Origin of the sequence: Dyella sp. LX-66 (assembly GCF_018599165.1) — a bacterium.
In the GTDB taxonomy this organism is placed as follows: domain Bacteria; phylum Pseudomonadota; class Gammaproteobacteria; order Xanthomonadales; family Rhodanobacteraceae; genus Dyella_D; species Dyella_D marensis.
This window is the reverse complement of record NZ_JAHFVJ010000009.1, coordinates 81416-106340: the sequence shown is the minus strand read 5'-3', so window position 1 is coordinate 106340 and position 24925 is coordinate 81416. Positions and strand designations below refer to the sequence as shown.

The following is a 24925-nucleotide window of genomic DNA, read 5'->3' as shown; positions in this document are numbered from 1 at the left end:
GCTCGCGTCCCGGCCGTACGGGAGCGACCCCTCGAAGTCCGGTTTTCCGCCCGCGTGGGTGGGCCGGGTCCGCCCCGCAAGGGGTGTCATGGGGAGATCACAACCAATGTCGAGCAGTAGCAATTCGAGCAGGAGATCGTTGGGCGGTCCGCTGCGTCTGAGCGTGCTGGCCCTGGCTCTGGGCAGCTGTTTCGTCGGCACCGTCGCCTTGGCGCAGTCCAACGCTTCGGGCGCCATCTTCGGCCGCACCGATGCCGCACCGGGTACCACGGTGCATGTCGAGAATCCTTCCACCGGCATCAGCCGCGATGTCGCCGTAGATGCGGACGGCCGCTATCGCGCCGGTTCGCTGCCGGTGGGCGTCTACAAAGTGATGGTCCAGCGCAACGGCCAGACCGTGGACAGCCGCGACGCCGTCCAGGTCAACGTCGGCACCAGTACCGAAGTGACCTTCGGCGCGGCGGCTACCGCCGGCGCCGGTGCCAAGAATCTTGAAGGCGTGAGCGTGGTGGCCAGCGCCGTACCGGCCATCGACGTGTCCTCGGTGGACACGCGTACCGTGCTCAATGCCGAACAGCTGCGCCGCCTGCCGATGCCGCAGACGGTGAACGCCGCGGTGCTGCTGGCGCCGGGTGCGGTGAATGCCGATGCGCGCTACGGCAACGCCGTCTCGCTCGGCGGTTCGTCCGCGGCGGAGAACCAGTACTACGTCAACGGCTTCCCGGTCACCAATCCGCTCACCGGCCTGGGCGCCACCAGTCTGCCGTTCAACTCGATCGAACAGGAACAGGTGTTCACCGGCGGCTACGGCGCCGAGTACGGCCGCTCCACCGGCGGCGTGGTCAACATCGTGACCAAGCGCGGCACCAACGAATGGAAGGGCGGCATGCAGGTGCTGTACACGCCCGCCGGCCTGCGCGAGACCGAGCAGCCCACCTACCGCCCCGGCGACGGCGCGCAGATCACCGGCCGCGACAAGCATTCGGCCAAGCTGTGGGAAACCACCTATGCCGCCTACCTGGGCGGTGCGCTGATCCAGGACAAGCTGTTCTTCTTCGGCGCCGCCGAGCGCATCAAGTCGGAGAACGACACCTACTCGCTCAGCAAGAACACCACCCGCTCGTACAACACCAACAAGACCAACCGCTGGCTGGCCAAGGTCGACTGGAACATCACCGACAACCACATCATCGAGTTGACGGGCCTGAGCGACACCGCGTCCACCTACTCCGACCAGTTCGTGTACGACGGCGTCAACGACATCCAGTACAACCACAAGGGCTGGCGCAGCCAGAAGAACCAGGGCACGGCCGGCTCCTCGCCGGGCGGCCAGGTCTACGTGGGCCGCTATACCGGCTACATCACCGACAACCTCACGGTGGATGCGCTGTACGGCAAGGAGCGCACCGACCACGTCGACCTCACCTCCGGTTCCAACTGCACCTACTTCCAGGACAACCGCGACAGCGTGCCGCCGTCGCAGCGCCTGCAGGGCTGCAACATCTCCAGCGGCATCGCCGCGCCGGGCGCGTACGACGAAACCAACGGCTGGCATCTGAACCTGGAATACCGCCTGGGCAGCCATGACCTGCGCGCCGGTGTCGACCACTACAACGTCACCTCGCTCAACGGTTCGGACACCTCCGGCGGCGTGGGCTGGTTCTATTACGACAACCCGGCCAGCGGCGTGATCGAATCGCGCGGCAACCTGGCGGTGCCGGCGGGCCATACCGGCATCGTCGAGCGCTATGTGTTCCGCGCCATCGGCCAGGCCAAGGTGCGCCAGCAGGCGCAGTACATCGAAGACCACTGGCAGGTGACCGACCGCTGGCTGGCCTATGTGGGCCTGCGCAACGAGCAGTTCGAGAACCTCAACGCCGACAACGACGTGTTCGCCAAGCAGCGCCACCAGCTGGCGCCGCGCCTGGGCCTGTCGTGGGACGTGATGGGCGATTCCAGCCTGAAGATCTACGCCAACGCCGGCCGCTACCACCTGGCGATCCCGAACAACGTCGCGGTGCGCGGCGCGTCCGGCTCGCTGTACGAAACCCAGTGGGGCACCTACGACGGCGCGGTCAACACCAACGGCACGCCGCCGAACTGGCATCCGATCGAAAACGTGGTCTACGCCAACGGCGCCGACGGCACCCCGCCCGACCCGCGCTCGATCTCGGCGCAGAACCTCAAGGCCTACTACCAGGACGAGTACATCCTGGGCTTCGACAAGCAGTTCGCCGACCACTGGACCTTCGGCGCCAAGGTGCGCTACCGCAAGCTGCGCAGCATCATCGACGACTGGTGCGACGACCGCCCGTTCATCAAGTGGGCCGCCGACCACGGCGTGGACTACGCCAATCCGTCGCCGACCTGCTACATCATCAATCCGGGCGCATCCAACCGCTTCCTGATCGACCTCGATGGCGACGGCAAGCTGGAAGACATCAAGCTCAGCAAGAACGACATCGGCCTGCCGGAAGCCAAGCGCAAGTACTACGCGCTCGACGCCTACCTGGAGCACCGCTTCGACGGCAAGTGGTACGGCCGCCTCGACTACACGTTCTCGCGCAGCTACGGCAACTCCGAAGGCCTGCTCAAGTCCGACATCGGCCAGCTCGACCCGTCGGTGACGCAGGACTGGGACCACAAGGAACTGATGATCGGCTCGAACGGCCCCGAGGCTAACGACCGCACGCACCAGATCCGCGCCTACGGCTACTACCAGATCAACCCCGAGTGGCTGGTCAGCGCCAACGTGCTGATCCAGTCGGGCCGTCCGAAGAACTGCATCGGCGTGTACCCGGGCGACATCCCGGCGGACATGAACTACGGCGCCTCGTACTTCTACTGCAAGGGCCAGCCGACGCCGCGCGGCAGCCAGGGCCGCCTGCCGTGGACGTACCGCCTGGATCTGGGCGTGCAGTACGCGCCGTCGTTCGCCAAGAACAACCTGACCTTCAGCGCCACCGTGGTCAACGTGTTCAACAAGCAGACGGTGCAGAGCATCAACGAGTCGGGCGAAACCGGCAGCGGTGCGCCCAACCTCAGCTACACCCAGCCCCTGTCGTACCAGACGCCGCGCTACATCCAATTCGGCGCCCGCTACGACTTCAGCCTGTAAAAGCGCAACCGCGAGCGCCACGGCGGCGGAAGATCGCCGTGGCGGCTCTCCCCTTTGACCACCGCTGGCCGGTGGTCTTTTTTTTGCTCAGCCCTTGCGCTTCGCCCGCGGATGCGCCGCGTCGTACACCTTGGCCAGGTGCTGGAAATCCAGGTGGGTGTAGATCTGCGTGGTGGCGATGTCGGCGTGGCCGAGCAGTTCCTGCACGGCGCGCAGGTCGCCGGAGGATTCCAGCATGTGGCTGGCGAAGGTGTGGCGCAGCAGATGCGGGTGCACGCGCTTGGCGAAACCTTGCGCAAGCGCCAGCTGTTTCAGGCGGGCCTGCACGGTACGCGGACTGATCGGCGCACCGCCGCGGCCGCGGAACACCGGCGATTCCGGCGTCTTCTGCCCGGTTTCGCCCAATGCGCGCAAGGCCGTTACCGCATGCCGCCCCACCGGCACGATGCGCGTCTTGCTGCCCTTGCCGAGCACGCGCACTTCGCCGGCGTCGAGATCCAAGTCCAGCCAGCGCAGCCCGACCAGTTCGGAAAGACGCAGGCCCGAGGAATAGAACAGTTCCAGCATCGCGCGATCGCGCACGCCCAGCGCGCCCTCGCCGCCCGACTCCACCAGCGTGGTGGCTTCGTCCACATCCAGCACCTGCGGCAGCTTGCGATGCACCTTCGGTCCGCGCACGCCGGCTACCGGATCGTTGTCGAGCAGACCCTCGCGCCGCAGCTGGCGGAACAGGCTGCGGCAGGACGACAACAGGCGCTGCAGGCTCTTGGGCGAAAGACCGGCGCGGTGCTCGGCGGCGACGAAGCCGCGCATGCGGTGCGCATCCAGGCGCGAGAACGCATCGATCTGCTGGGCTTCCATCCAGCGCAGCAGCTTGTCGAGATCCCGCCGGTAGCCATCCACCGTATGCGGCGAAGCCATGCGCTCGCCGGCGAGGCGGGCGAGCCAGGCCTGGACCTGGCCGCGCGGGTCCATGCTCAGGCGCCGTCCCGCGAACGTTGCAGGGCGGCGGTCACGGTGGCGGCGATCATCTTCAGGAACACCGTGCCCATGCCGGGCTGGAAGCGGTCCTGATCGCGGCTGCCGATCGCCAGGATGCCCAGGCCGTCCAGCGGCATCAGCGCGGACGAGTGGATCTGCGGCGCTTCGTCGCCGAACAGGCGATACAGGCGTTCGGCGGAAAGGCGGCCGGCGACCGGTTCGTGATGGGCGATGAACTCGGCGAATTCCGGCAGCGCCTTCGGACCGCCGGGCGCGCGCACCAGCCAGTCCGCCGGCGGCAGTTCCAGGTCGTACACCAGCAGGCGCACCTGGTCGGTCTGGAAATCCTCGGCCAGCCGCGCGATCACGCTGCGCGCGGCCACCGCCGGCGTGCCGGCGCGCAGCACGGCGACGTTGAGCTCGTGGATGCGCTGCATCAGCCGCTCGTTCTCGGCGGCGATGCGGGTCAGCTCGGCCAGCCGGCGTTCCAGCTCGGCGTTCTTCTCGCGCAGGTTCTGCGTCTGGTAGGCCGCCAGCGAGGCGACCTGGCCCTGTTCGCGCGGCAGCTCCAGCTGCCCGGCCAGTTCGGGGAATTCATTGAGGAAGCCCGGATGGCGGCGCAGATAGGCCGCCACCTCGTTGGCCGTGAGGGTGTCGTCCAGAGCGGTGTCGGTCATGCGGGGTACCTCGTCAACCGGTGCGGCCGGTTCGCTGCCCGGTCCGGAGTGTGTGCTGGCCCGGGCGGCGCTTCAATGCGCCCCGCCCAGCCATTCGCCTTCGAACGCGAAGGCGGCCGGCCCGGTCATCCACAAGGTGTGGCCGGGCCCTTGCCAATCGATCTGCAGGCGGCCGCCGGGCAGGTCCACCTGCACGCTGTCGTCCACCTCGCCGCGCTGGCGCAGCACCGCCATCGCGGCGCAGGCGCCGGTGCCGCAGGCGCGCGTCCAGCCGCTGCCGCGCTCGTGCACGCGCAGGCGCAGATGGGCACGGTCCACGATGCGCACGAAGCCGGCGTTGACGCCCTGCTTGAAGCGCGCATGCGCGGTCAGCGCGGGGCCCAGGCGGAAAAGCTCGGGCGCGCCCAGGTCGTCCACCGCCACCACCGCATGCGGATTGCCCATCGACACGGCACCGATCTCCAGCGTGTGGCCGTCGGCGTCCAGCGTGTAGCGTTCGGCCGCTGCGGCGGCGTCGAAGGGAATCTGCGCCGGCGCGAAGGCCGGCTCGCCCATGTCCACCGTGACGCGGTCCGCCGCGAGCAGGCGCACGGCGACCGGACCGGACGGGCTTTCCAGCCGCACCGTCTCGCCCAGCGGCAGCTCGCCCGCGCGGTGGAGCCACGCTGCCACGCAGCGCACGCCATTGCCGCACTGGCCCGAGGGCGTGCCGTCGGCGTTCCAGATGCCGTAATAGAAGCGGCAGGACGGATCGCGCGGCGCCTCGATGCTGATCAGCTGGTCGAAGCCCACGCCGCCGTGGCGGTCGGCCATGGCGCGGATTTGTTCGGCGTCCAGCGCAAAGCCGGCCGCGCGGGCATCGACCATGACGAAGTCGTTGCCGATGCCGTGCATCTTGGAGAAGCGCAGCGTCATCGCGCGCCTCAGTGCGAAGCCGGCTGCGCCGCGCTGGCGGCCGGGGCCGGCGGCATGGTGGTAGGCGTCTGCGTCGGCTGCGGCGGCACGGTGTTGGCCCGTGCGGGCGCCGGCTTCGGCGGCGGCATGTACAGCGGGCCCTTGTTGCCGCAGCCCGAGAGCGCGGCGGCGGCGACGCAGAGCAGCGGAAGCAGCAGGATCGATCGGCGCATGGGGGTGGGTTCCTACGGAGTCCGCGGCAGTATAGCGAGCCGTGGCCGCCGGGCTGCATGAACCGTCCGCGTCCGCATTCCATGACGCGCTGCGCACGGCGCTGCACGGAGCTGCCGGCGCGAGTCGCTATCATGCGCGCACCGGCCGCACGGCGGCACCGAGAGATCCGAACGACGATGGACTGGACCACGTTGCTGCGCCTGCCCAGCACAATCCTGCTGGCGCTCGCCGCGATCGCCCTGCTGTTCACCCTGGCCCAGCTGATCGCCCTGCGCGCACGCCTGGAGGCGCGCCAGCGCGGCGCCGCCGCGTTGCGCAGCTTGCTGCTGCTGGCCGGTTTCGCGCTCACCCTGCTGCTGGCCGGCATGGGCTGGAGCCTGCGCGGCTATCGGCTGCTGTCCGAGGAAGCGCCGGTGGTGGATATCGACGCACGCATCCTGTCGCCGCAGCGCTGGGCGCTCACCCTGCGCTGGCCCGACGGCAGCACGCGCCAGGTGCAGCTGGCCGGCGATGCGTGGCGCGTGGAAGCGGTGGTGCTGAAGTGGAAGACGCCGGCCCTGCTGGCCGGCCTGCCGCCGCTGTACCGGCTGGACCGCCTCAGCGGCCGCTACGACGACGCGCAACAGGAAGCGCAGGCGCCGCGCACGGTGATCGGCTTCGATCAGGCCGGCGCCTTCGACCTGCCGCACTGGCTGCCGGGCGTGGACACGGTGTTCGGCAGCGGCGCCTTCCTGCCGCTGGTCGACGAAGGGCATTACAGCGTGAGCCTGATGCGCACCGGCGCGTTGGTGGCGCGGCCGGACGAGGCCACCGAGCGCAGGCTCGGCCAGCCGTTCGGCGGCTGAGCCGCCGCCTCAGTTTCAGCCGAGCGCTTTCTCGTAGCGCCACGCATCGGCGCCGTCTTCGTAATAACTCGCGTAATGGCCGATGCGTGCGTAGCCCAGCCGCTCGTACAGGCGGATCGCCGCGTGGTTGTCGGTGCGCACTTCCAGCCGCAGCGCATGCCGGCGCTTGCGCCGGGCGGCCAGCTCGGCCGCTTCGATCAGCGCCGAGCCCACGCCCTTGCCGCGCGCCTCGGCCTGGGTGGCGATGGAATACAGCCGCGCCACCTTGCTGCCCTTGCGGAAGAACACCACCGCGGTGCCGAGGAAACGCCGGTGATTGGCGCTGGCGACCAGCACCTGCGCGCTTTCGCTGTCCAGGTGGCGGCGGTACTGGGCGCGGCTCAGGCGGTCGCCGGCGAAGCTCTGCTCCTCCAGCGCGACCAGGTCGTCCAGGTCGGAAAGCTCGGCACGTCGCACACGCACGGCGGCGGTCGCGGGCATGGGGGTCATCGGCGGTGGATTCCGGTGCAGCGGTAACGCGGCGGCGAGGGGCGGAGGGACGAAACGAAGCGCGGCACTCTAGTCCCGTGGCGGTCGCCTCGCAATCGCCCGTGCGTCATGGCGGGCGCGGAGGCGTTTAGACGAGAGTCATCCCGCTCTCTTGTGCACGCTCCGGCCTGTGCGAAACTGCGCGCTCCGTGCCGCCCCGTTCCATTGACGAGACGACACCCTCGTCTGCCCAAGCCCAAGGTGCCATGGCCCGGCTCGTCATCGTCGTCGAGAAAGCCTCCGACTGGAGTTCCTACTATCCGTCCGTCGACGTGGTCACGGCGATGGACTACCTGCGCGAGCCGGTCTCCGCCGACGACGAGCGCACGCAGGTGATCAACCTCTGCCGCAGCTACAAGTACCTGGGCACCGGCTACTACGTGTCGCTGCTGGGCGAGGCGCGCGGCCACAAGGTGATGCCGTCGGTGCGCACGGTGAACGACCTGCGCCGCCGCTCGCTGTACGGCCTGGACATCGAAGACCTCAACCAGAAGCTCACCCACTTCCTGCCGGCCGGCGGGCGCGATACCACCGACTTCGGCATCCTGGTGTACTTCGGCGAGACCGCCTACACCGCGCTGCAGGACCTGGCGCGCCAGGTGTTCGAACTGTTCCCCTGCCCACTGCTGCGCATCGAGTTCGAGCGCGACCGCGTGTGGCAGGTGAGCTCGATCAAGCCGGTGGGCCTGCACAGCCTGGACGACGCCCAGGAAGACGCCTTCGCCGAGGCGCTGGACCATTTCTCCAAGAAGCTGTGGCGCAAGCCGCGCGCGCGCAAGCGCTACCGCTACGACATCGCCATGCTGGTCGACCCGAACGAGTCGATGCCGCCTTCGAACAAGAAGGCACTGAAGTCTTTTATCCAGGCCGGCAAGGAACTGGGCATCGAAGTCGACCCGATCGACAAGAACGACTACCAGCGCCTGGCCGAATACGACGGCCTGTTCATCCGCGAGACCACCGCCAGCGACAACCACACCTACCGCTTCGCCCACCGCGCCGAGCGCGAGGGTATGGTGGTGATGGACGACCCCAGCTCCATTCTTCGCTGCACCAACAAGATCTACCTCAACGACCTGATGGTGTCGCGCAAGCTGGCGGTGCCCAAGACCGAGATCCTGTACCGCGAAGACGCCAAGGGCATGAAGGAGATCGCCGCGCGATTGGGCTATCCGCTGGTGCTGAAGATCCCGGACGGTTCGTTCTCGCGTGGCGTGATGAAGGTGGAGGACGAGCGGGCGCTGGAGAAGGCCGCCGGCGAACTGTTCCAGCACAGCTCGCTGCTGCTGGCGCAGGAATTCCTCTACACCGAATTCGACTGGCGCATCGGCGTGCTCAATCGCGAGGCGCTGTACGCCTGCAAGTACTACATGTCGCGCGGCCACTGGCAGATCTACAACCATGGCGCCAAGGGCACGGACAAGTCCGGCGGCTTCGAGACCATCCCCGTGCGCGACGCGCCCAGCGACGTGGTCAAGCTCGCGCTGAAAGCCACCCAGGGCATCGGCGACGGCCTCTACGGCGTGGACCTCAAGCAGGTCGACGGCAAGCCGGTGGTGATCGAGGTGAACGACAACCCGTCGATCGATGCGGGCGTCGAAGACGCGTACCTGGGCGAGGACCTGTATCTGCGCATCATGCAGGAGTTCCTGCGGCGCATGGAGCGCAAGCGGCTGGGCATCGCCGACTGAGGTCGGGCGGCCCCGGCATCCTTCCTGGATCACCGGGGCTCAAGGCGCCGATCCCTGCGCCGCGACGACAGGTGCACCGCCAACCCTGGCGACTGCCATCGCTTCCCTTCAGGCGCACATCCCGTGCGCCAAAGCTCCACTGCCAAGCGGAAGTCGTTTGATCAGTGCCACACGGCCTGGCGTGCCCGCGGCCGGCGGCGCAGCGCCAGCGCGAGCAGGTCGCGCGGCAGGCGCGGGTCCAGCACCAGCAGCAGGGCCAGCGGCGCGCCCAGCAGCCAGAACGCCGGCGTCCAGCCGAGCAGGTCGGTACGCGCCGGCACCAGGGTGGTCAGCAGCAGCACGGCGCCGGCCAGCAGCCACAGCAGGGCGCCGGCGGCGAGGCGGTGGTGGCGGGCGGCATCGGAGGTCTGCGTGCGCATGGCGGCGGTCCGTCGTGGTCGATGGAGAGCAGTTTGCGGGTGGCTCATCTCATAGGTTGCGACCGTGGCAGCGGCGCGCTTTGGACCGCCTCCGGGCGGGATTAGAATGTCCGGCTGCGGTCGCCCGCCCGCCTCGCGGCGGCCGCCATTCTTTCCAAGGAGCATTCGATGAGCGCAGCGCAGTTCGCCGTCTTCGGCCACCCGATCGCCCACTCCCTGTCGCCGCAGATCCACCAGGCCTTCGCGCGGCAGTTCGGCATCGCGCTGGAGTACCGCACCATCGATGCCGCGCCGGCCGAATTCGCCGCCAGTGCGCGGCGCTTCTTCGCCGAGGGCGGCCGCGGCGCCAACGTCACCCTGCCGCACAAGGCCGCCGCGTTCACGCTGGCCGACGAGCGCAGCGAAGCGGCCGTGCGCGCCGGCACCGCCAACGTGCTCACCCCGCTGCCGGACGGCCGCATCGCCGCGCACAACACCGACGGCGCCGGCCTGGTGCGCGATCTCACCGAACGCCACCGCATGGACCTGCGCGGCCACGACGCCTTGCTGCTGGGCGCCGGCGGCGCCGCGCGCGGCGTGGCCTGGTCGCTGCTGGATGCCGGCGTGCGCACGCTGACCATCGTCAACCGCACGCCGGAAACCGCCGACGCGCTGGCCGACGCCATCGGCGAGCCGGCGCGCGCGCATACCCGCTACTGGGAAGACCTGGACGACATCGGCAGCTTCGACCTGATCATCAACGCCACCTCGGCCGGCGTGCTGGGCAAGCCGCTGGACCTGCCGTTCGGCTTCGTCGGCAACCGCGCCACCTGCTACGACCTCTCCTACGGCAAGGCCGCCGCCAACTTCGTCGCCTGGGCCCGCGCGGCCAACGCGCTGCATGCCTTCGACGGCCTCGGCATGCTGCTGGAAACCGCCGCCGACGCGTTCGAGCTGTGGCACGGCAAGCGCCCCGACACCGACCCGGTGCACGACGAACTGCGCCGCCAGTACGGCTGAGCCATGAGCCTGGCCTGCCGCCCCGGCTGCGGCGCCTGCTGCATCGCGCCGTCGATCAGCTCGCCGATTCCCGGCATGCCCCAGGGCAAGCCGGCCGGGGTGCGCTGCATCCAGCTCACCGGGGACAACCGCTGCGCCATCTTCGGCCGGCCCGAACGGCCGGCGGTGTGCTCGCGGCTGCGGCCGGAAGCGGCGATGTGCGGCGACGGCAGCGCGCATGCCTTGCGCTACCTGGCGGCGATGGAAGCGGCCACGGCGTAACGCCGGTGGAACAGCTTTGATGGAAGCGCGCGACTTAGACGTTTAAAAAATCATTTAGACGTCCAAATGCCGATTTCCAGCAAGATCCCGCAAGCTCCTGCGAAGCTTCGCGTGCTAGCGTTCGCCGACCAGGGGGAGCCACATCATGCGGGGAGAGAGCATCATGTCGTCGAAGGGTTCCGTACGTCTCGGTCCGGCGATTGCCGTCGGACTGTTTGCCATGTTCGGGAGCATGGCCGCGGCGCACGCGGCGGCGGGAGACCCGCCGATCGGTGCGAAGGGCGTGGTGGTGGCCGATCCGGCCGTGCCGCGTCCGCCGGGCACGCCGTGCGTGGTGCAGTTGTTCAACGATGACGTCTTCAACGATTTCAGTGCGCGCCCCTACGACTACGCGCCGCCCGCCGGCTGTGCGGGCAAGTGGTCGAAGGTGGTGCTGGAAGCGGATTTCTCGGTTACCGCCGGACGCCAGTTCGACCGCACCGCCAACCTGTGGCTGGGCGGCGTGAACATCTACTTCGGCACCACCCAGGAACCCTCGGCCACGGTGTCGCCGAGCTGGCACGTGGAGCGCGACCTCACCGACTACGACGCCCTGCTGCGCAGCCCCGGCAAGGGCCAGGCGGTGATCGGCAATGTCGTCAACGACACCTACACCGGTGTGATCCACGGCAGCGCGCGCCTGTTGTTCTATCCCGCCTCGCTGATCGCGCCGGCCGCGCCGGTGCCGGACGCGGTGTATCCGCTCGGCGCCGACCCGATCGGCAACACCACCACGCTCAATACGCCGACCGACAAGCTGGCGAAGACGCTCACGCTGCCGCGCAACGTGGTGCGCGCCTATCTGGACGTGTTCGCGCAGAGCCAGAGCGGCGACGAGTTCTGGTACACCTGCGTGCCGGACCAGTACGCCGCGCAGACGCAGGAATGCGGCGGCGGCAATTTCCGCGAGGCCGAGGTCAGCATCGACGGCCAGCCGGCCGGCGTGGCGCCGATCTATCCGTGGATCTACACCGGCGGCATCGATCCTTATATGTGGCGTCCGACGCCTGGCGTGCAGACGCTGAACTTCATGCCCTACCGCGTGGATCTCACGCCGTTCGCCGGCCAGCTCAGCGACGGCACGCCGCACGAAGTGGCGGTGAACGTGGCCGGTGCGCACGGTTATTTCTCCGCCACCGCGGCGCTGCTGGTGTATCGCGATCCGCATGCGAAGCAGGTGACCGGCCACGTTACGCGCAACACGCTCGCCGGCCAGGCGCCGACGCCGACCATTGGCGACACCCTGGTCACCGACTCCAGCGGCAACCTGACGGGCGACATCACCACCAAGCTCTCGCGCCAGTTCGTGATCGAGGGCTACACCACCACCTCCAGCGGCCGCGTGGTCAGCACGGTGGCGCAGACGGTGGGCTTCGACGACACGCAGAGCTTCGTCATCAATGCGTCGACCTTCCACCAGATCTCCGCACAGGTAACCAGCGTCGACAGCGTCAGCCGCAGCCGGATCGGGCCGCTGCTGACGGTGGAGTCGCGCCAGCAGGCTTCGTATCCGCTGCGCGTGGACTACAACCAGGTGCTGGCCACCGATGGCAGCCTCAGCGCGGCCAGCACCGTGCACCAGGGCCTGACCAGCCACGCCGAACGCCGCTGGCTGGGCTTCCCCACCTATGCGGCGGATCTGAGCAACACCATCGACACCGGCGACACGCTCAACTTCGACGCCAGCGGTGCGCTCACCAGCCACACCGACCAGCACAGCACGCAGGGCTACCGCTTCCGCGACAGCTACGGCAGCTGCTATCGCGTGGACCTCGCCACCGATACCGGCGCGCTCGCCAGCTATGCCTCCGGCACCGGCTGCCCCGGCGGGCAAAATCGGGTGTGGTGGATCGCCCATCCGGACGGTTCGCCCGACAGCCGTAATCTGCAGGTGCTCTGGTAAGAATCGGCGCGCGCCGCCCTCCGGCGGCGCGCGCTTGCTTTTTGCGGGCAACATCTCCGCAATATCGCCTCCCTAAGCTGGCGCGCCCCGCGTCTCCCCACGCCGAAGCCGCCATGTCCAAGCTCGACTCTCCCCGCCGCACTGCTGGTGCGACCCGTTACGCCCTGCTGATCCTCGTTGTGCTGCTCGCCGGCGCCGGCGGCGTGATCGCCTGGCTGCTGCACGCCAACCGCGATGTGCCGGCCCCGGCCGAAACCGCCGCCGCCGACAGCGGCGAGATCCATCGCGAAGGCGCGCCCGGCGGCGTGGCCGACCTGCTTAAGCGCGCGCGCGCCTCGGTGGCGCAGCAGCGCCTGCTGGCGCCGGCCGGCGACAACGCGGTGGAGTGGTATCTGCGCGTGCTGAAGCAGGAACCGGCCAACCGCGTGGCGCAGGACGCGCTGCGCGAGCTGTTCCCGTTCGCCGCCAACGCGGCCGAGCAGACCATCGGGCAGGGTAATGCGGCCGAGGCGCAGCGCGAGATCGACCTGCTGACCCGCGCGGATCCGACCAACTACACGCTCACCATCCTGCGCGCCAAGCTGCAGGCCCAGGCGCAGGTGGCGGAAGACCAGCGGCGCAAGGAAGAGCAGCTGGCGCAGGCCGCGGCGCAGAAGGCGCAGGCGCGTCCCGCCGCGCCGCCGGTGGCCGCCGCACCCGCGCCGGTGGTGGCGAACCATGCGCCGCCGCCGGCGGCGCATCCCGCAGCTGCCGCACCGGTGGAAACCCCGGCACCGCATCCGGCCGCGCCCGCTGCTGTTGCGGCCAGCACCTCGCCGGTGCTCAAGCGCCGCGTCGAGCCGTATTACCCGGACGACGCGCGCCGCACGCGCCGGCAAGGCTGGGTCGACGTGCGCTTCACCGTGGAAGCCGACGGCTCGGTCAGCCATGCCGGCGTGATCGGCGCCGAGCCGCGCAACGTGTTCGACCGCTCCGCGCTCACCGCGGTGGAACGCTGGCAATTCACCCCGGGTACGCGCGACGGCAACGCGGTGCCGATGGAAGTGCGCCAGCGCATCGAATTCCATCAGTGAATTCCATCTGAGAGCGCGGCGCGGCGCATAATTGCCGCCTGCTTCCAGGAGAACCACGCCATGCGCAAGGCCATGCCCGCTCTGTTCCTGCTCGCCGCCGCGATCGCCACCGGCGCCTGCCATGACACGACGCATGACGGCGCGACGACGGACGCGAAACCCGTCGCCGGTTTCGTCACCGACACGGCGGCGTTCGACGCCTTTATCGCCACGCATCCCACGCCCGCGCAGTTCCATGCGCGCTACCCCGACGTGCAGCTGGTCACGCCGGATATGGTCACCACCATGGAAATGCGCAGCAACAACAGCCGCTACTTTCCCGAGCTGGACAAGGACGGTCGCATCACCGGCGGCGGCTTCCGTTGATCGTCACAAAGCGATTGCCAAGCACGTCACATCGCTGACATCTGCCGGGACTACCGTGGCGCGCCGTCCTGCCGTGTGAAATGCACGTGTAGGGCGCTCCATCCCATCGGCCAGCAGTCATGTCCCGTGCGTTCCCCGCCGCGTTTCCCCGACGCGGCCTGCTTGTGGTTTCCATTGCGCTGCTCGCGGCCGCGGCGATTGCCGCGTATGCGTTCCTGCGCACGCCCGCCATGGATGGTGCGGGCCTTCAAGCCAAGGGACCGGCCGAAGCGGCCAGCAGCGGCGGCCAAGAGAGCGGCGTCGGCATCATGCTCGGCCTGGCCAAGAGCGCGGTGGACGAGAAGCGGCTGATCGCGCCGGCCGGCGCCAATGCGTTCGAGTTCTATCTCAGCGCGCTGCAGCTGGAACCGGACAACGCCGCCGCGACCGCGGGCCTGCACGAATTGTTCGAGCCGGCCGCGGACGACATCGAGCGCGCCATCAACGACAACAATCTCGACGAGGCACAGCGCGAGCTGAGCCTGCTGCGCGAATTCGACGGCACCAATTACAAACTGGCGCTGCTCGGCGGCAAGCTCGATGCGCAGCGGCAGATCCAGGTGCGCGAGGACGAAGCGCGCGCGGCGGTGATTCAGTCGCAGGCGACGTCGTCGTCTTCGGCACCGGCGCAATAAGCGCAGGCCGGTTCAGCGCAGCAGCGGGCCGGCCTTGCGCAGCAGCAGCTCGACCAGTTCGGGCTGCATGAAGGCGTAGTCGTCGGGAATACCCAGCACCACCACGCGCTTGTCCTTGAGCTGCCGCGCATAGTGCGACTGCAGCCGGCGCCGGTGCGCGTTCTCCATCACCACGATGAGTTCGGCCCAGTCGATATGTTCGGCCGATACCGGTGTTTCGGCGTCGGTGGCGAGCCCGGCGGAATCCACTTCCACGCCGGGCCAGCTGCGGAACACCTGTTCCGCCGTGGGACTGCGCAGCCGGTTGCGGCTGCACAGGAACAGGACGCGCAGCGTGCTCATCCGGCGGCGAGGTACTCGTCCTTCAGGCGTACGTAGTGGTCGGCGGAGTAATGCAGCTGCTCGACCTGCTTGTCGCTGAGCAGGCGCACGCACCTGGCAGGGTTGCCTACCCACAGTTCGCGTTCGCCCACTACTTTGCCGGGCGGGATGACGGCGCCGGCGGCGACGAAGCCGTATTTCTTCACGGTGGCGCCGTCGAGCACGGTGGCGTGCATGCCGATGAGGCAGTAGTCCTCGATGGTGCAGGCGTGGATGACGGCGGCGTGGCCGATGGTGACGCCTTCGCCGACCAGGGTGGGAAAGCCGCCGGGGGAGTAGGGGCCGTCGTGGGTGACGTGGATGATGCTGCCGTCCTGGATGTTGCTGCGGGGGCCGATGCGGATGTGGTGGACGTCGCCACGGAGGATGGCGCCGGGCCAGATGGAGGTGTCGTCTGCCAGTTCGACTGCGCCGATGATGGTGGCGGCGGGGTCTACGTAGACGCGGGCGCCGAGGGTGGGGGCGATGCCCCGGTAGGTGCGGAGGTTGCTCATTTGCGCATTGTCCTTGCGCGGTGGGGGGAGCGCTAGTTCGTCATCCCGGCGTAGGCCGGGATCCAGTAACGACCACGTTCGATTGTCGCGATAGCGCGATTTGGCCGCTTATGCAGCGGGCATTTCGTGCGCCTGCCGGCGCCCGAGTCACTTTTTCTTTGCTGGCCCAAAGAAAAAGTAACCCAAAAGAAATGGCCTTAGAGCCAAGGCTCGCGACGCGACTAGAAGGAGCAGTGACGGCTGCGGTAAACGGATTAACCAGAGTCGACACGAAACGACGGTGCGTTTACGTAGCGGGTTCTTCAACGTGCCGTGGCCGAGAGGAGATTCAAGACTCGAGGCCAGCTTTTGCTCTTCGTTCCTGTTTGCGACGTCACCGCACTTCTCCCTCTCCCCTCCGGGGAGAGGGCGGGGTGAGGGGCCGGGGCTTGCCACGACATCGCTAACCGAAGGCCGCGCGTGAGCTTGGCTTTACGAGTTCTCCAGCACCCGCATCGTCTCGCGATAACCCGCCTCCACTGCCCTCTCCCAGTCACCCCAATCGAGCACGCTCACATGTTCCAGTGGCGGCGTCACCAGTACATCCGCCAACCCGCGGCGGTGTTCGCTGGCGCCCTCGCTGTTGACCATCGCCGCGCGTACCAGTGTGGACACCAGGCCGGGGCGCTGGATGGCTTGGCGCTGCAGCATCAATCGCCACCATGGTGGGGTGCTGTATTCCTCGGCGGTGGTGAGGAGGGAGATGTCGGCGCGGATGTCGATGGCGGTGATGTGGGCGATGCCGTCGGTGGACATGACGTCGGTGGGGAGGTTGTCGACCAGGGCGCCGTCTACGTAGACGCGGCCGCGGTGCAGTACGGGTGGGAGGACGCCGGGGATAGCGCTGGAGGCGCGTAGCCACATCCATAGGGGGCCGCCGCGTTGCACCACCATGCCGTCGCCCGACAGGCAGGTGGCGACGCAGAAGAACGGTAGCTTGAGGTCTTCGATGTCCAGGGCGCCGAAGGCGCGGCGCAGCATGCTGGCGGCGCGGCGGCCGCGGGTCAGGGCGACGACGGGCAGGGTCCAGTCCGAGAGCGGGCGGCCTTGGACGAAGGCGCGGCGGTAGACCTCGGTCATTTCCTCCAGGCCCCAGCCGGCGGCGACGCCGGCGCCGATGATCGCGCCGATGCTGGTGCCGCCGACGCAGTCGAATTCATGGCCGGCTTCCTTCAGGGCGCGCAGCGCGCCCAGATGCGCCAGGCCGCGGGCGCCGCCGCCGGCCAGCACCAGGCCGCGCGCGTTGCCGCTGACCAGGCGCGCCAGCCGAGCGATATCCGCCTGGCCGCCGACGTGGTGGTGCTGCAGTTCGCCGCTGAACGGTGCGCGCCAGCGCTGCGCCGCGCCCAGGCTGGGCTGGCGGCCGGCCTGCAGCAGGATCAGATGCCGTGGCCGGTGCCCGAGGCGCGAGGGATCGAGAATCGCCGCTTCCGGCCACGGCCGCGCCGGCCGTGCGGCTTGGGCCGGCAGCAGCAGTACGTCGGCCTGGCGCAGGCAGCGCTGGCGCCACAGCGGGTCGCCCTGGGTGTCCAGGTAAATCACGAAGCGGGCCTGCGCCTCGCGCGCGGCGAACCAGTCGCTGCCCCGGCCGGCGCCCTGCTCGCCGTCGATCACGATGCAGCTGCCATACGCTTCCAGCGCCATCGCCAGCTGCATGGCGAGGGTGCGCGCGGGCACCTCGGCATCCGGCGGCAGCAGGGCGAAGGTGCGCGCCACGCCGGGGCTTTCCTCCTTGCGCAGGCGCCGCTGCAGGCGTGCCACCGCCACGCGGGCGATGCCGAGCATGGCCTGCGGATGGCGTCCGGCCAGCGCTTCGAACGCCGCGCGGTCCAGCCGCAGCAGTTCGCAGTCGCGCAGGGCGCGCACGGTGAGCTGGCGGGCGTCGCCGCTGACCAGGCCGATCTCGCCCACGCTGTCGCCGGCCGAGACCAGATGCACCAGGCGTGCCGGCTCGTCTTCGTCGAACAGGCCCAGGCTGCCGCTGACCAGCAGATACATGGCGTCGGCCGCCTCGCCCGCCTTGAACAGCGGCCGGCCGCCGGGAAGGCTGAACCAGACCAGGCCATCGGCGAGGTCGGCCAGGGCCTCGTCGCCGAGGTGGCCGAACACGTCGCTTTGACGCAACAGGTCGCTGAAATCCGTTTGACGCATAAAGGCCATGGTAGGGCGCGCTATATGACACCTCGGCGTAAGCGCGCCCCTTCCGGCCTTGATTTCGCCCAGGCCCGTCGCCACGCTGGCGCTCCCAAGGAGAGACGCATGGCTCACGAAAACACCGCCCGGGACACCCAGGCGCACGCCGCTCCGGCGCACGACAACCCGCTGCTGGACGGCGGCGAACTACCGGCCTTCTCGCGCATCAAGCCGCAGCACGTCGGTCCCGCCATCGACGAACTGCTAGCCGACTACCGCGACGCCATCGACCAGCTCACCGCCGATGGTGGCCCGCGCGATTTCGCCGGCCTGATGCTGGCGCAGGAACGCCTGGAGCAGCGCGTGTCGCGCGCCTGGGCGCCGGTGGGGCATCTGCATTCGGTGGCCGACAGCGAAGCGCTGCGCGAGGCCTATGGTCCGGCCGAGGAAAAACTCACCGAGCACGGCATCGAGCTGGGCCAGAACCGCGCGCTGTACCAGGCCGTGCAGGCGCTGGCCGACGCGCCGGAGTTCGCCGCGCTGGCACAGCCGGAGCGCACCCTGGTCGAGCATGCGCTGCGCGACTTCCGCCTCTCCGGTGTGGCGCTGGAAGAACCGGAGCGCACGCGCTACCGCGAGATCGGCGTGGAGCTCAGCAAGCTTTCCACCGAGTTCTCCAATGCGGTGCTCGACGCCACCGACGCCTGGCACCAGCACATCACCGACGAGCGCGACCTCGCCGGCATCCCCGAATCCGGCCGCGCCGTGCTGCGCCAGTACGCGCGCGAGCAGAACCTGGATGGTTATCTGGTCACGCTCAAGCAGCCCAGCGTGCAGGCGGTGCTGACCTATGCCGACAACCGCGGCTTGCGCGAGCGCGTGTACTGGGCTTACCAGACGCGCGCTTCGGACCAGGGTCCGCATGCCGGCAAGTTCGACAACGGCCCGCGCATCGAGCGCATCGTGGCGCTGCGCCACGAGGCCGCGCAGCTGCTGGGCTTCGCCAATGCGGCGGAAGAATCGCTGGCGACCAAGATGGCGGCCTCGCCCACCGAAGTGATGGAGTTCCTGCACGACCTGGCCCAGCGCGCCCGTCCGGTCGCGCGCAAGGAGCTGGCGGAACTGCGCGAATTCGCCGCGAAAGAACTGAAGCTGGACAACCTCGAATCCTGGGACGTTGCCTACGCTTCCGAAAAACTGCGCCAGCGCAGCTACGACCTCGACGAAGAGCAGCTCAAGCCCTACTTCCCGCTGCCGGCGGTGATCGACGGCCTGTTCGGCCTGGTGCAGCGCCTGTACGGCGTGACGCTGGCGCCGCGCGACGGCGTCGACGTGTGGCATCCGGACGTGCGCTATTACGACGTGCGCGATGCCGGCGGCCGCGTGTTCGCCGGCGCCTATGTCGACCTCTACGCGCGTTCCGGCAAGCGCGGCGGCGCGTGGATGGACGTATGCCGCTCGCGCTTCGGCGAAGGCGCACAGGAACAGCTGCCGGTGGCTTTCCTCACCTGCAATTTCGCGCCTCCGACCGAGGGCCGCCCGGCCCTGCTCACCCACGACGACGTGCTGACCCTGTTCCACGAATTCGGCCACGGCCTGCATCACCTGCTGACCGAGATCGCGCTGCCTTCGATCGGCGGCATCGACGGCGTGGAATGGGATGCGGTGGAACTGCCCAGCCAGTTCATGGAGAACTTCGGCTGGAACCGCCAGGCGCTGGACCTGTTCGCGCGCCACTGGCAGACCGGCGAGCCGCTGCCGGAAGAACTGTTCCAGCGCATGCTGGCCGCGCGGCATTTCCATGCCGGCCTGTTTCTGGTGCGCCAGCTGGAATTCGCTATGTTCGATTTCCGCCTGCACCTGGAATACGAAGCGGCGCAGGGCGCGCGTCCGCTCTCCGTGCTGGAGGAAGTGCGGCGCGAGGTGGCGGTGCTGCATCCGCCGATCTGGCAGCGCTTCCCCAACGGCTTCACGCATATCTTCGCGGGCGGCTATGCGGCCGGTTACTACAGCTATCTGTGGGCGGAGCTGCTCAGCGCCGATGCGTTCGGTGCGTTCGAGGATGCCGCGCAGGCAGGCGGCAGCGTGATCGACCGCGACACCGGCGAGCGCTTCCGCCGCGAGGTGCTGGCCGTGGGCGCGAGCCGCCCGGCGCTGGACAGTTTCGTCGCCTTCCGCGGCCGCAAGCCCGAACCCGATGCGCTGCTGCGCAGCCACGGGCTGAGCTGAGCGCAAGCGAACGCCCCGCGGTTTCGCCGCGGGACGTTCGGCGCGGCATCAGCGATCCCTTACATCGAACGGCATGGGTCTCGTGGCGCAACGCCACGGGACGGCGGTGTGCGCGTGCGCCGGTCGATATTTTTCGCCTCAATACATTCATCCTCGCCGCCACGCTCGCGCGCAACGTGTGGGCCTTCCCCTACGGCCTTGGCGCTAAGCGTTCTAAGCGCTTGGATTTAACTCATTTGCCGAATGGTTCCGCGCGTCGCGCGCGGCTACGAATAGCGGCCCTGATCGTCTTACGAATCGTCTCGCGATCAGCCATCGGCGCCTGCGTGCGCCTGTTACCGCCCATTCGGAGCCTTACTGTCATGGCCAAATCAGACAATGCATCCATCACGCTTCGCGTCGCCGCCGAGTTCCTCAAGGCGGAAAGCACCGACCAGCGTCCCGCCGTCGCCGCCTACGCCTATAGCGATGGCGGCCGCCTCCTCTCCTACGCGGCCTTGGGCGAGAAGGGCGAGACCAAGCTCGAACTGCCCGTAGCGCGCGAAGCTTCCGCCGTGCGCGTGGTGCTGGGACCCGCGCCGGAAGAGAAGCAGCCGCCCGCGCTGGACGAGCTGCTGCGCCGCGGCGCGATCGAGCGGCACATCACGCTGCGCCCCGGCGACACCGCGCCGGATCTGCGCATTCCGGTGTTCCCGGATGTGTGGCGCTACTGGTTGCTCGGGCTGTGCCTGGTCAAGGGCACGGTGCTCAAGCGCGTGGTGCGCGACGGCGTGTCGGTGGATTTCCCGGTGTGTCACGCCACGGTGGAGATCTACGAGGTCGATCCGCTGTGGATCGTGCTGCCGAAGCTGCCGCCGTATGTGATCGACCATCTGCGCGAGATTCTCGCCGGCCGGCAGCCGCCGCGTCCGCTGCCGGGGCCCGGCCCGGTGGAGGAGATCAACGCGCACCAGGTGGACGAAGCTTCGCTGGAGGCGCTGCACGCCGCCGCCGGCAACCAGAAGCTGCGCTTCGCGGCGATGAGCGGCAGCGCGCAGATGTTCCAGCAATCGCTGGTGGAGCATGCGCAGCTGATCCGGCCGATCCTGTGCTGGCTGTATCCGCGCTTCGTCACCATGCAGCTGATCGGCACCGTCGCCACTGACGAATGCGGGCATTTCGCGCGCTTCATCTTCAAGGGCTTCCGCAATCCGGACCAGCCAGACCTGTACTTCAAGGTGAAGCAGCGGCTGTTCGGTTTCTTCGAGGTAACGCTGTACGCGCCGACGCCGGTCGCCTGCCACACCTGGTGGGATTATCAGTGCGGCACCGAAGTCACCCTGCACGTAACCAACCCGCTGGCCATGACCTGCCGCCCATGCGCGCCGGTGATCGCCGGCAACAACTGGGTGCTGTTCACCGCCATCGGCAACCATTCGCTGGACGACATCCGCGGCAGTGCGCAGACCCTGGCCGGCAGCAGCAATGCCGGCAACGTTGGTCTAACCGGCGGTGGCGCGCCGTGGGGCGGCGTGCTGATGCCGCGGCTGGACTTCGACAACGCGTTGCGCGACAGCCTGGGCGTGAAGTTCTACCGCCTGTCGTGGAAGCGCGATGGCGAACCGGACAGCCAGTACAAGCCGCTCAATGCCGCGATCAGCCGCCACTATGCGCAGATGATCGGCACCGACCTGGTGCTGACGGCGTACCCGCTCGGTCCGCAGGTGGCCGGCAGCGAAGGCAATCTGTTCGAGATCCCGCCCGCGGTGCCGCCGGCCGGCCAGTGGAGCGTGGCCGACGCGGTGGAAGACACCGCCAACGGCAAGTTCGACACCACCACCGCGCTCGGCGGCGCGCCGATCCTGGACGGCCTGGTGCAGCTGCGGCTGGAGCTGTTCGATGCGGCCGGCCTGCCGGTGAACATCGGCGCGCTGGGCATCGACTACTACGTGCCGACCTATGTCGATGGCGGCGGCAACATCCACACCATCAAGGCCAGCGACCCGCAGCTGGGCCTGGGCGCCGGCCTGGTGCAAGGCAGTGCGATGGTGCTCACCTTGCACGTGAACAACGAGCCATGCTCGGCGCATATCGGTGCGCCGATGGTCGGCGGCACCGGCGCGGACGATTGCTGCGGCGTGCTGGGCTACCACACCGACGGCGACAACGTGACGATGCCGTGGCAGGCCAGCCATCCGCACGGCTTCGCCACCTATGGCTTCCTGGTCCGGCGTGGCGCGCGCGATGTGCTGTCCGACAGCGGCGCGGTGGGCGGCGGCAGCTTCAGCGAGACGCGTTCGGTCGGCTACCTGATGACCACCAATCCCGCGCCGGGCTGCACCGGCGGCTGCACGGTGGCGGGATTCACCGAGAACCTGTCGGTCTATGCGATGGCGACCAACGGGTGGGGCCGCCTGTCCAACTACGACGGCTGGGATGCGCGGGCCTTCGTGCTCAGCCACCTGTAAGCAGGGGCGCAGCGGGAGGTCGGTCACAAGCCGGCCTCCCCTGGGCCGGGCGGAGTGCCGAAGCGGCGGCATCCCCCTACAATGCCGGGCATGAAAATCGCCTCCTGGAACGTCAACTCGCTCAAGGTCCGCCTGCCGCAGCTCACCGAGTGGGCGGCCGAGGCCAAGCCCGACGTCATCGCGCTGCAGGAAACCAAGCTGGAGGACGCCAAGTTCCCGGTCGACGAGCTGGCCGCCGCCGGCTACCGCGCCGTGTACTCCGGGCAGAAGACTTACAACGGCGTGGCCATCCTGGCCCGCGAGGAACCCACCGACGTCGTCACCGACATCCCCGGCCTGGACGACCCGCAGCGGCGCATCCTCGCCGCCACCGTCGGCGGCGTGCGCGTGGTGGATCTGTACGTGGTCAACGGCAAGGCAGTGGGCGACGAGAAATACGCCTACAAGCTCGACTGGCTGGCCAAGGTGCGCGATTTCCTGGAAGCGGAACACAAGCGCCACCCGCACCTGGTGGTGCTGGGCGATTTCAACATCGCGCCGGACGACCGCGACGTCTACGACCCGGTGGCCTGGGGCGAGGACGTGCTGTGCTCGCCGCCGGAGCGCGCTGCGCTCAAGGCGATCACCGAGCTTGGGCTGCACGACAGCTTCCGCCTGTTCCAACAGGAAGCCGGACACTTCAGCTGGTGGGACTACCGCCAGGCAGCGTTCCGGCGCAACATGGGTTTGCGCATCGATCTGATCCTGGTCGGCGACGCACTGAAACAAGCGGCGAAGGCGGCAGCCATCGACCGCACGCCGCGCCGCTGGGAAAGGCCTTCGGACCACACGCCGGTGACGCTGGATCTGGATATCTGATGAATACGAACAAGACCGACTGGCCCAGTTCGCTCACGGACGACGAGCTCGACGAACTGGACCGCTATCTCCGCGCCCATTCCGGCGACGGCGACCTGCTGCTCGACGGCGTGCACGGCATGCTCTCGGCGCTGTCCGTCGGCCCGCTGCAGGTGCTGCCGGAAGAATGGCTGCCGGAAGTGCTGCACGAACCCTTCGCCGACGAGGAAGAAGGCAACCGCGTGCTGGCGCTGCTGGCCAAGCTCAACGACTCCATCGCCGCCGAACTTGACGTCGACGCCTACGAGCCGATCCTGGGCGAAGTCGACACCGAAACCGGCCCCACCCTGTCCGCCGCCGGCTGGTGCGAAGGCTTCAGCCGCGCCATCGACCTGCGCGCCGGCCTGTGGGAAAAGCGCCTGGCCGACGACCCTACGCTGATGGAACTGCTGGGTCCGGTGATGGCGCTGGCGGTCGACGAAGGCATCCTCAGCGCCGAGACCGATTTCGAAAAGCTCAGCGACGACGAATACGACGAGTGCCTGGCCCAGCTGCCCGCCGTGCTGTCCGCGGTGGAGCATTACTGGCAGCAGCACCCGGTGACCGAGGCCGACATGGAAGCCATGGCCCAGGCCGCCCCCGCCAGTACCGGCGGCGGCGAGGACAGCGGCCAGGCGCCGCCGCGGCACCGCAGCGGCCACTGGCTGCACTGACGCCGTAGGAAACAATCCGTTCGCGCGGCGCCGCTTGGACCGGGCCGACCGCGCAACCATCATGTGGCGCATTCCTTACGGAGTCCCATCATGAGCGAGCGCAGCATCATCCGCCGCATCCGCGGCACCGACACCTCCGACGGCGCGGGCGTCCGCCTGAAGCGCATCATCGGCCAGCCCGGCCTGGACATGCTGGATCCGTTCCTGCTGCTGGACGAATTCCGCTCCGACAGCGCGGACGATTACCTCGCCGGCTTCCCCGAGCATCCGCACCGCGGCTTCGAAACGGTGACCTATATGCTCGCCGGCCATATGCGCCACGGCGACAACCACGGCAACCAGGGCGACCTCGGCCCCGGCAGCGTGCAGTGGATGACCGCTGGCCGCGGCATCCTGCATTCGGAAATGCCGCAGCAGGAAAACGGCCTGATGTGGGGCTTCCAGCTGTGGGTGAACCTGCCCGCGAAGGACAAGCTGACCGAGCCGCGCTACCAGGACATCGACCCCGCGCGCATTCCCTCCGTGCGCCCGCAGGACGGCGTGGAGGTGAAGATCATCGCCGGCGAAGTGTTCGGTGCGGCTGGCCCCGTGGCCGGCATCGCCACACAGCCGGTGTATCTCGATATCGCCCTGCAGCCCGGCGCGCAGCTGGAAGTGCCGCTGCCGGAAGGCCATAGCGCCTTCGCCTACGTGTTCGACGGCGCGGATGCCCAGGTGGCCGGCGACGTGCTCAGCCGCAGCGAACTGGCCGTGCTATCGAAGGGCGGCTCGGTGCGCATCGGCGGCCGCGAGGCGCCGTCGCGCGTGCTGCTGGTAGCAGGCAAGCCGCTGGGCGAAAGCGTGGCGCGCTACGGACCGTTCGTGATGAATACGCCCGCGGAGATTCATCAGGCGATCGCGGATTTTCGCGACGGTAAGTTCTGATTTACTTCTGCCCCCTCTCCCCTCCG

23 protein-coding genes are annotated in these 24925 nt (G+C 68.7%); 14 read left to right on the top strand and 9 right to left on the bottom strand.

Annotation, left to right across the window (positions count from 1 at the left end):
- Nucleotides 1-139 precede the first annotated feature (139 nt).
- Nucleotides 140-3118 carry a TonB-dependent receptor gene (locus KK141_RS17060; protein ID WP_214571186.1) on the top strand — a complete coding sequence of 993 codons (2979 nt, stop codon included), beginning with the start codon at nucleotides 140-142 and terminating at the stop codon, nucleotides 3116-3118.
- 87 nt (nucleotides 3119-3205) lie between these two features.
- Here KK141_RS17060 and xerC read toward each other — a convergent pair whose 3' ends face one another.
- From xerC to KK141_RS17040, 4 genes are all read right to left on the bottom strand, one after another.
- On the bottom strand, nucleotides 3206-4093 hold the full coding sequence (gene xerC / locus KK141_RS17055; protein ID WP_214571185.1) for a tyrosine recombinase XerC: 888 nt from the start codon (nucleotides 4091-4093) through the stop codon (nucleotides 3206-3208).
- Between the two features lie 2 nt (nucleotides 4094-4095).
- The gene (locus tag KK141_RS17050) at nucleotides 4096-4776 is read right to left on the bottom strand and encodes a DUF484 family protein (protein WP_214571184.1); all 681 of its coding nucleotides are present in this window, start codon (nucleotides 4774-4776) and stop codon (nucleotides 4096-4098) included.
- A 72-nt stretch (nucleotides 4777-4848) separates the two neighbouring features.
- Nucleotides 4849-5691: a diaminopimelate epimerase gene (dapF, locus tag KK141_RS17045; protein ID WP_214571183.1), complete on the bottom strand. Its 843-nt coding sequence runs from the start codon at nucleotides 5689-5691 to the stop codon at nucleotides 4849-4851.
- An 8-nt stretch (nucleotides 5692-5699) separates the two neighbouring features.
- Nucleotides 5700-5903, bottom strand: coding sequence for a lipoprotein (locus KK141_RS17040; RefSeq protein WP_214571182.1), 204 nt, complete (start codon nucleotides 5901-5903; stop codon nucleotides 5700-5702).
- A 177-nt stretch (nucleotides 5904-6080) separates the two neighbouring features.
- Between KK141_RS17040 and KK141_RS17035 the strand changes: the two genes are divergently transcribed.
- Nucleotides 6081-6749, top strand: coding sequence for a hypothetical protein (locus KK141_RS17035; protein WP_214571181.1), 669 nt, complete (start codon nucleotides 6081-6083; stop codon nucleotides 6747-6749).
- A 15-nt stretch (nucleotides 6750-6764) separates the two neighbouring features.
- Here the strand turns inward: KK141_RS17035 and KK141_RS17030 are convergent, their stop codons facing one another.
- Nucleotides 6765-7238, bottom strand: coding sequence for a GNAT family N-acetyltransferase (locus tag KK141_RS17030; protein ID WP_214571180.1), 474 nt, complete (start codon nucleotides 7236-7238; stop codon nucleotides 6765-6767).
- 245 nt (nucleotides 7239-7483) lie between these two features.
- Here KK141_RS17030 and KK141_RS17025 point away from each other — a divergent pair, with 245 nt between their 5' ends.
- A complete protein-coding gene (locus tag KK141_RS17025; protein WP_214571179.1) occupies nucleotides 7484-8968 on the top strand; it encodes a RimK family protein in 1485 nt (494 codons plus the stop codon).
- Between the two features lie 161 nt (nucleotides 8969-9129).
- On the opposite strand, the gene KK141_RS17020 is transcribed toward KK141_RS17025, so the two are convergent.
- Nucleotides 9130-9387, bottom strand: coding sequence for a hypothetical protein (locus tag KK141_RS17020; protein ID WP_214571178.1), 258 nt, complete (start codon nucleotides 9385-9387; stop codon nucleotides 9130-9132).
- A 168-nt stretch (nucleotides 9388-9555) separates the two neighbouring features.
- On the opposite strand from KK141_RS17020, the gene aroE reads away from it, so the two are divergent.
- The 6 genes from aroE to KK141_RS16990 all read left to right on the top strand — a co-directional run bounded on the left by aroE (nucleotide 9556) and on the right by KK141_RS16990 (nucleotide 14702).
- Nucleotides 9556-10386, top strand: a complete 831-nt coding sequence (gene aroE, locus KK141_RS17015) for a shikimate dehydrogenase (RefSeq protein WP_214571177.1) — start codon at nucleotides 9556-9558, stop codon at nucleotides 10384-10386.
- A 3-nt stretch (nucleotides 10387-10389) separates the two neighbouring features.
- A complete protein-coding gene (locus KK141_RS17010; RefSeq protein ID WP_214571176.1) occupies nucleotides 10390-10647 on the top strand; it encodes a YkgJ family cysteine cluster protein in 258 nt (85 codons plus the stop codon).
- Nucleotides 10648-10867: 220 nt separating this feature from the next.
- Nucleotides 10868-12589 carry a peptide-N4-asparagine amidase gene (locus KK141_RS17005; protein ID WP_214571175.1) on the top strand — a complete coding sequence of 574 codons (1722 nt, stop codon included), beginning with the start codon at nucleotides 10868-10870 and terminating at the stop codon, nucleotides 12587-12589.
- A gap of 113 nt (nucleotides 12590-12702) precedes the next feature.
- Complete coding sequence (locus KK141_RS17000) at nucleotides 12703-13662, top strand: energy transducer TonB (RefSeq protein WP_214571174.1); 960 nt, start codon at nucleotides 12703-12705, stop codon at nucleotides 13660-13662.
- A gap of 60 nt (nucleotides 13663-13722) precedes the next feature.
- Nucleotides 13723-14028 (top strand): hypothetical protein, encoded by a 306-nt coding sequence (locus tag KK141_RS16995; RefSeq protein WP_214571173.1) that lies wholly within the window; start codon nucleotides 13723-13725, stop codon nucleotides 14026-14028.
- Between the two features lie 119 nt (nucleotides 14029-14147).
- Nucleotides 14148-14702, top strand: a complete 555-nt coding sequence (locus KK141_RS16990; protein WP_214571172.1) for a hypothetical protein — start codon at nucleotides 14148-14150, stop codon at nucleotides 14700-14702.
- A gap of 12 nt (nucleotides 14703-14714) precedes the next feature.
- Here KK141_RS16990 and KK141_RS16985 read toward each other — a convergent pair whose 3' ends face one another.
- From KK141_RS16985 to KK141_RS16975, 3 genes are all read right to left on the bottom strand, one after another.
- Nucleotides 14715-15044, bottom strand: a complete 330-nt coding sequence (locus KK141_RS16985; RefSeq protein ID WP_214571171.1) for a low molecular weight protein tyrosine phosphatase family protein — start codon at nucleotides 15042-15044, stop codon at nucleotides 14715-14717.
- A complete protein-coding gene (locus tag KK141_RS16980) occupies nucleotides 15041-15577 on the bottom strand; it encodes a gamma carbonic anhydrase family protein (RefSeq protein WP_214571170.1) in 537 nt (178 codons plus the stop codon). The genes KK141_RS16985 and KK141_RS16980 overlap by 4 nt, the downstream gene beginning before the upstream one ends.
- 471 nt (nucleotides 15578-16048) lie before the next feature.
- Nucleotides 16049-17767, bottom strand: a complete 1719-nt coding sequence (locus KK141_RS16975) for a patatin-like phospholipase family protein (RefSeq protein WP_214571169.1) — start codon at nucleotides 17765-17767, stop codon at nucleotides 16049-16051.
- Nucleotides 17768-17875: 108 nt separating this feature from the next.
- On the opposite strand from KK141_RS16975, the gene KK141_RS16970 reads away from it, so the two are divergent.
- From KK141_RS16970 to KK141_RS16950, 5 genes are all read left to right on the top strand, one after another.
- Nucleotides 17876-19978 (top strand): M3 family metallopeptidase, encoded by a 2103-nt coding sequence (locus KK141_RS16970; protein ID WP_214571168.1) that lies wholly within the window; start codon nucleotides 17876-17878, stop codon nucleotides 19976-19978.
- 362 nt (nucleotides 19979-20340) lie between these two features.
- On the top strand, nucleotides 20341-22425 hold the full coding sequence (locus tag KK141_RS16965) for a hypothetical protein (protein ID WP_214571167.1): 2085 nt from the start codon (nucleotides 20341-20343) through the stop codon (nucleotides 22423-22425).
- A gap of 90 nt (nucleotides 22426-22515) precedes the next feature.
- Nucleotides 22516-23283: an exodeoxyribonuclease III gene (xth, locus tag KK141_RS16960; protein WP_214571166.1), complete on the top strand. Its 768-nt coding sequence runs from the start codon at nucleotides 22516-22518 to the stop codon at nucleotides 23281-23283.
- A complete protein-coding gene (locus KK141_RS16955; RefSeq protein ID WP_214571165.1) occupies nucleotides 23283-23975 on the top strand; it encodes a YecA family protein in 693 nt (230 codons plus the stop codon). Before xth ends, KK141_RS16955 begins: the two co-directional genes overlap by 1 nt.
- Nucleotides 23976-24065: 90 nt before the next feature.
- A complete protein-coding gene (locus KK141_RS16950; protein WP_214571164.1) occupies nucleotides 24066-24899 on the top strand; it encodes a pirin family protein in 834 nt (277 codons plus the stop codon).
- Nucleotides 24900-24925 lie beyond the last annotated feature (26 nt).

What these genes read in the sequence shown, in the direction of transcription:
- dapF (WP_214571183.1), bottom strand. Translation starts at nt 5,691, where the DNA reads ATGACGCTGCGCTTCTCCAAGATGCACGGCATCGGCAACGACTTCGTC.
- KK141_RS16970 (WP_214571168.1), top strand. Translation starts at nt 17,876, where the DNA reads ATGGCTCACGAAAACACCGCCCGGGACACCCAGGCGCACGCCGCTCCG.
- KK141_RS17010 (WP_214571176.1), top strand. Translation starts at nt 10,390, where the DNA reads ATGAGCCTGGCCTGCCGCCCCGGCTGCGGCGCCTGCTGCATCGCGCCG.
- KK141_RS17050 (WP_214571184.1), bottom strand. Translation starts at nt 4,776, where the DNA reads ATGACCGACACCGCTCTGGACGACACCCTCACGGCCAACGAGGTGGCG.
- xth (WP_214571166.1), top strand. Translation starts at nt 22,516, where the DNA reads ATGAAAATCGCCTCCTGGAACGTCAACTCGCTCAAGGTCCGCCTGCCG.
- KK141_RS16955 (WP_214571165.1), top strand. Translation starts at nt 23,283, where the DNA reads ATGAATACGAACAAGACCGACTGGCCCAGTTCGCTCACGGACGACGAG.
- KK141_RS17000 (WP_214571174.1), top strand. Translation starts at nt 12,703, where the DNA reads ATGTCCAAGCTCGACTCTCCCCGCCGCACTGCTGGTGCGACCCGTTAC.
- KK141_RS17035 (WP_214571181.1), top strand. Translation starts at nt 6,081, where the DNA reads ATGGACTGGACCACGTTGCTGCGCCTGCCCAGCACAATCCTGCTGGCG.
- KK141_RS16995 (WP_214571173.1), top strand. Translation starts at nt 13,723, where the DNA reads ATGCGCAAGGCCATGCCCGCTCTGTTCCTGCTCGCCGCCGCGATCGCC.
- KK141_RS16965 (WP_214571167.1), top strand. Translation starts at nt 20,341, where the DNA reads ATGGCCAAATCAGACAATGCATCCATCACGCTTCGCGTCGCCGCCGAG.
- KK141_RS17040 (WP_214571182.1), bottom strand. Translation starts at nt 5,903, where the DNA reads ATGCGCCGATCGATCCTGCTGCTTCCGCTGCTCTGCGTCGCCGCCGCC.
- KK141_RS17005 (WP_214571175.1), top strand. Translation starts at nt 10,868, where the DNA reads ATGTTCGGGAGCATGGCCGCGGCGCACGCGGCGGCGGGAGACCCGCCG.
- KK141_RS16980 (WP_214571170.1), bottom strand. Translation starts at nt 15,577, where the DNA reads ATGAGCAACCTCCGCACCTACCGGGGCATCGCCCCCACCCTCGGCGCC.
- KK141_RS17030 (WP_214571180.1), bottom strand. Translation starts at nt 7,238, where the DNA reads ATGACCCCCATGCCCGCGACCGCCGCCGTGCGTGTGCGACGTGCCGAG.
- xerC (WP_214571185.1), bottom strand. Translation starts at nt 4,093, where the DNA reads ATGGACCCGCGCGGCCAGGTCCAGGCCTGGCTCGCCCGCCTCGCCGGC.
- KK141_RS16975 (WP_214571169.1), bottom strand. Translation starts at nt 17,767, where the DNA reads ATGCGTCAAACGGATTTCAGCGACCTGTTGCGTCAAAGCGACGTGTTC.
- KK141_RS17020 (WP_214571178.1), bottom strand. Translation starts at nt 9,387, where the DNA reads ATGCGCACGCAGACCTCCGATGCCGCCCGCCACCACCGCCTCGCCGCC.
- KK141_RS16985 (WP_214571171.1), bottom strand. Translation starts at nt 15,044, where the DNA reads ATGAGCACGCTGCGCGTCCTGTTCCTGTGCAGCCGCAACCGGCTGCGC.
- KK141_RS17025 (WP_214571179.1), top strand. Translation starts at nt 7,484, where the DNA reads ATGGCCCGGCTCGTCATCGTCGTCGAGAAAGCCTCCGACTGGAGTTCC.
- KK141_RS16990 (WP_214571172.1), top strand. Translation starts at nt 14,148, where the DNA reads ATGTCCCGTGCGTTCCCCGCCGCGTTTCCCCGACGCGGCCTGCTTGTG.
- aroE (WP_214571177.1), top strand. Translation starts at nt 9,556, where the DNA reads ATGAGCGCAGCGCAGTTCGCCGTCTTCGGCCACCCGATCGCCCACTCC.
- KK141_RS16950 (WP_214571164.1), top strand. Translation starts at nt 24,066, where the DNA reads ATGAGCGAGCGCAGCATCATCCGCCGCATCCGCGGCACCGACACCTCC.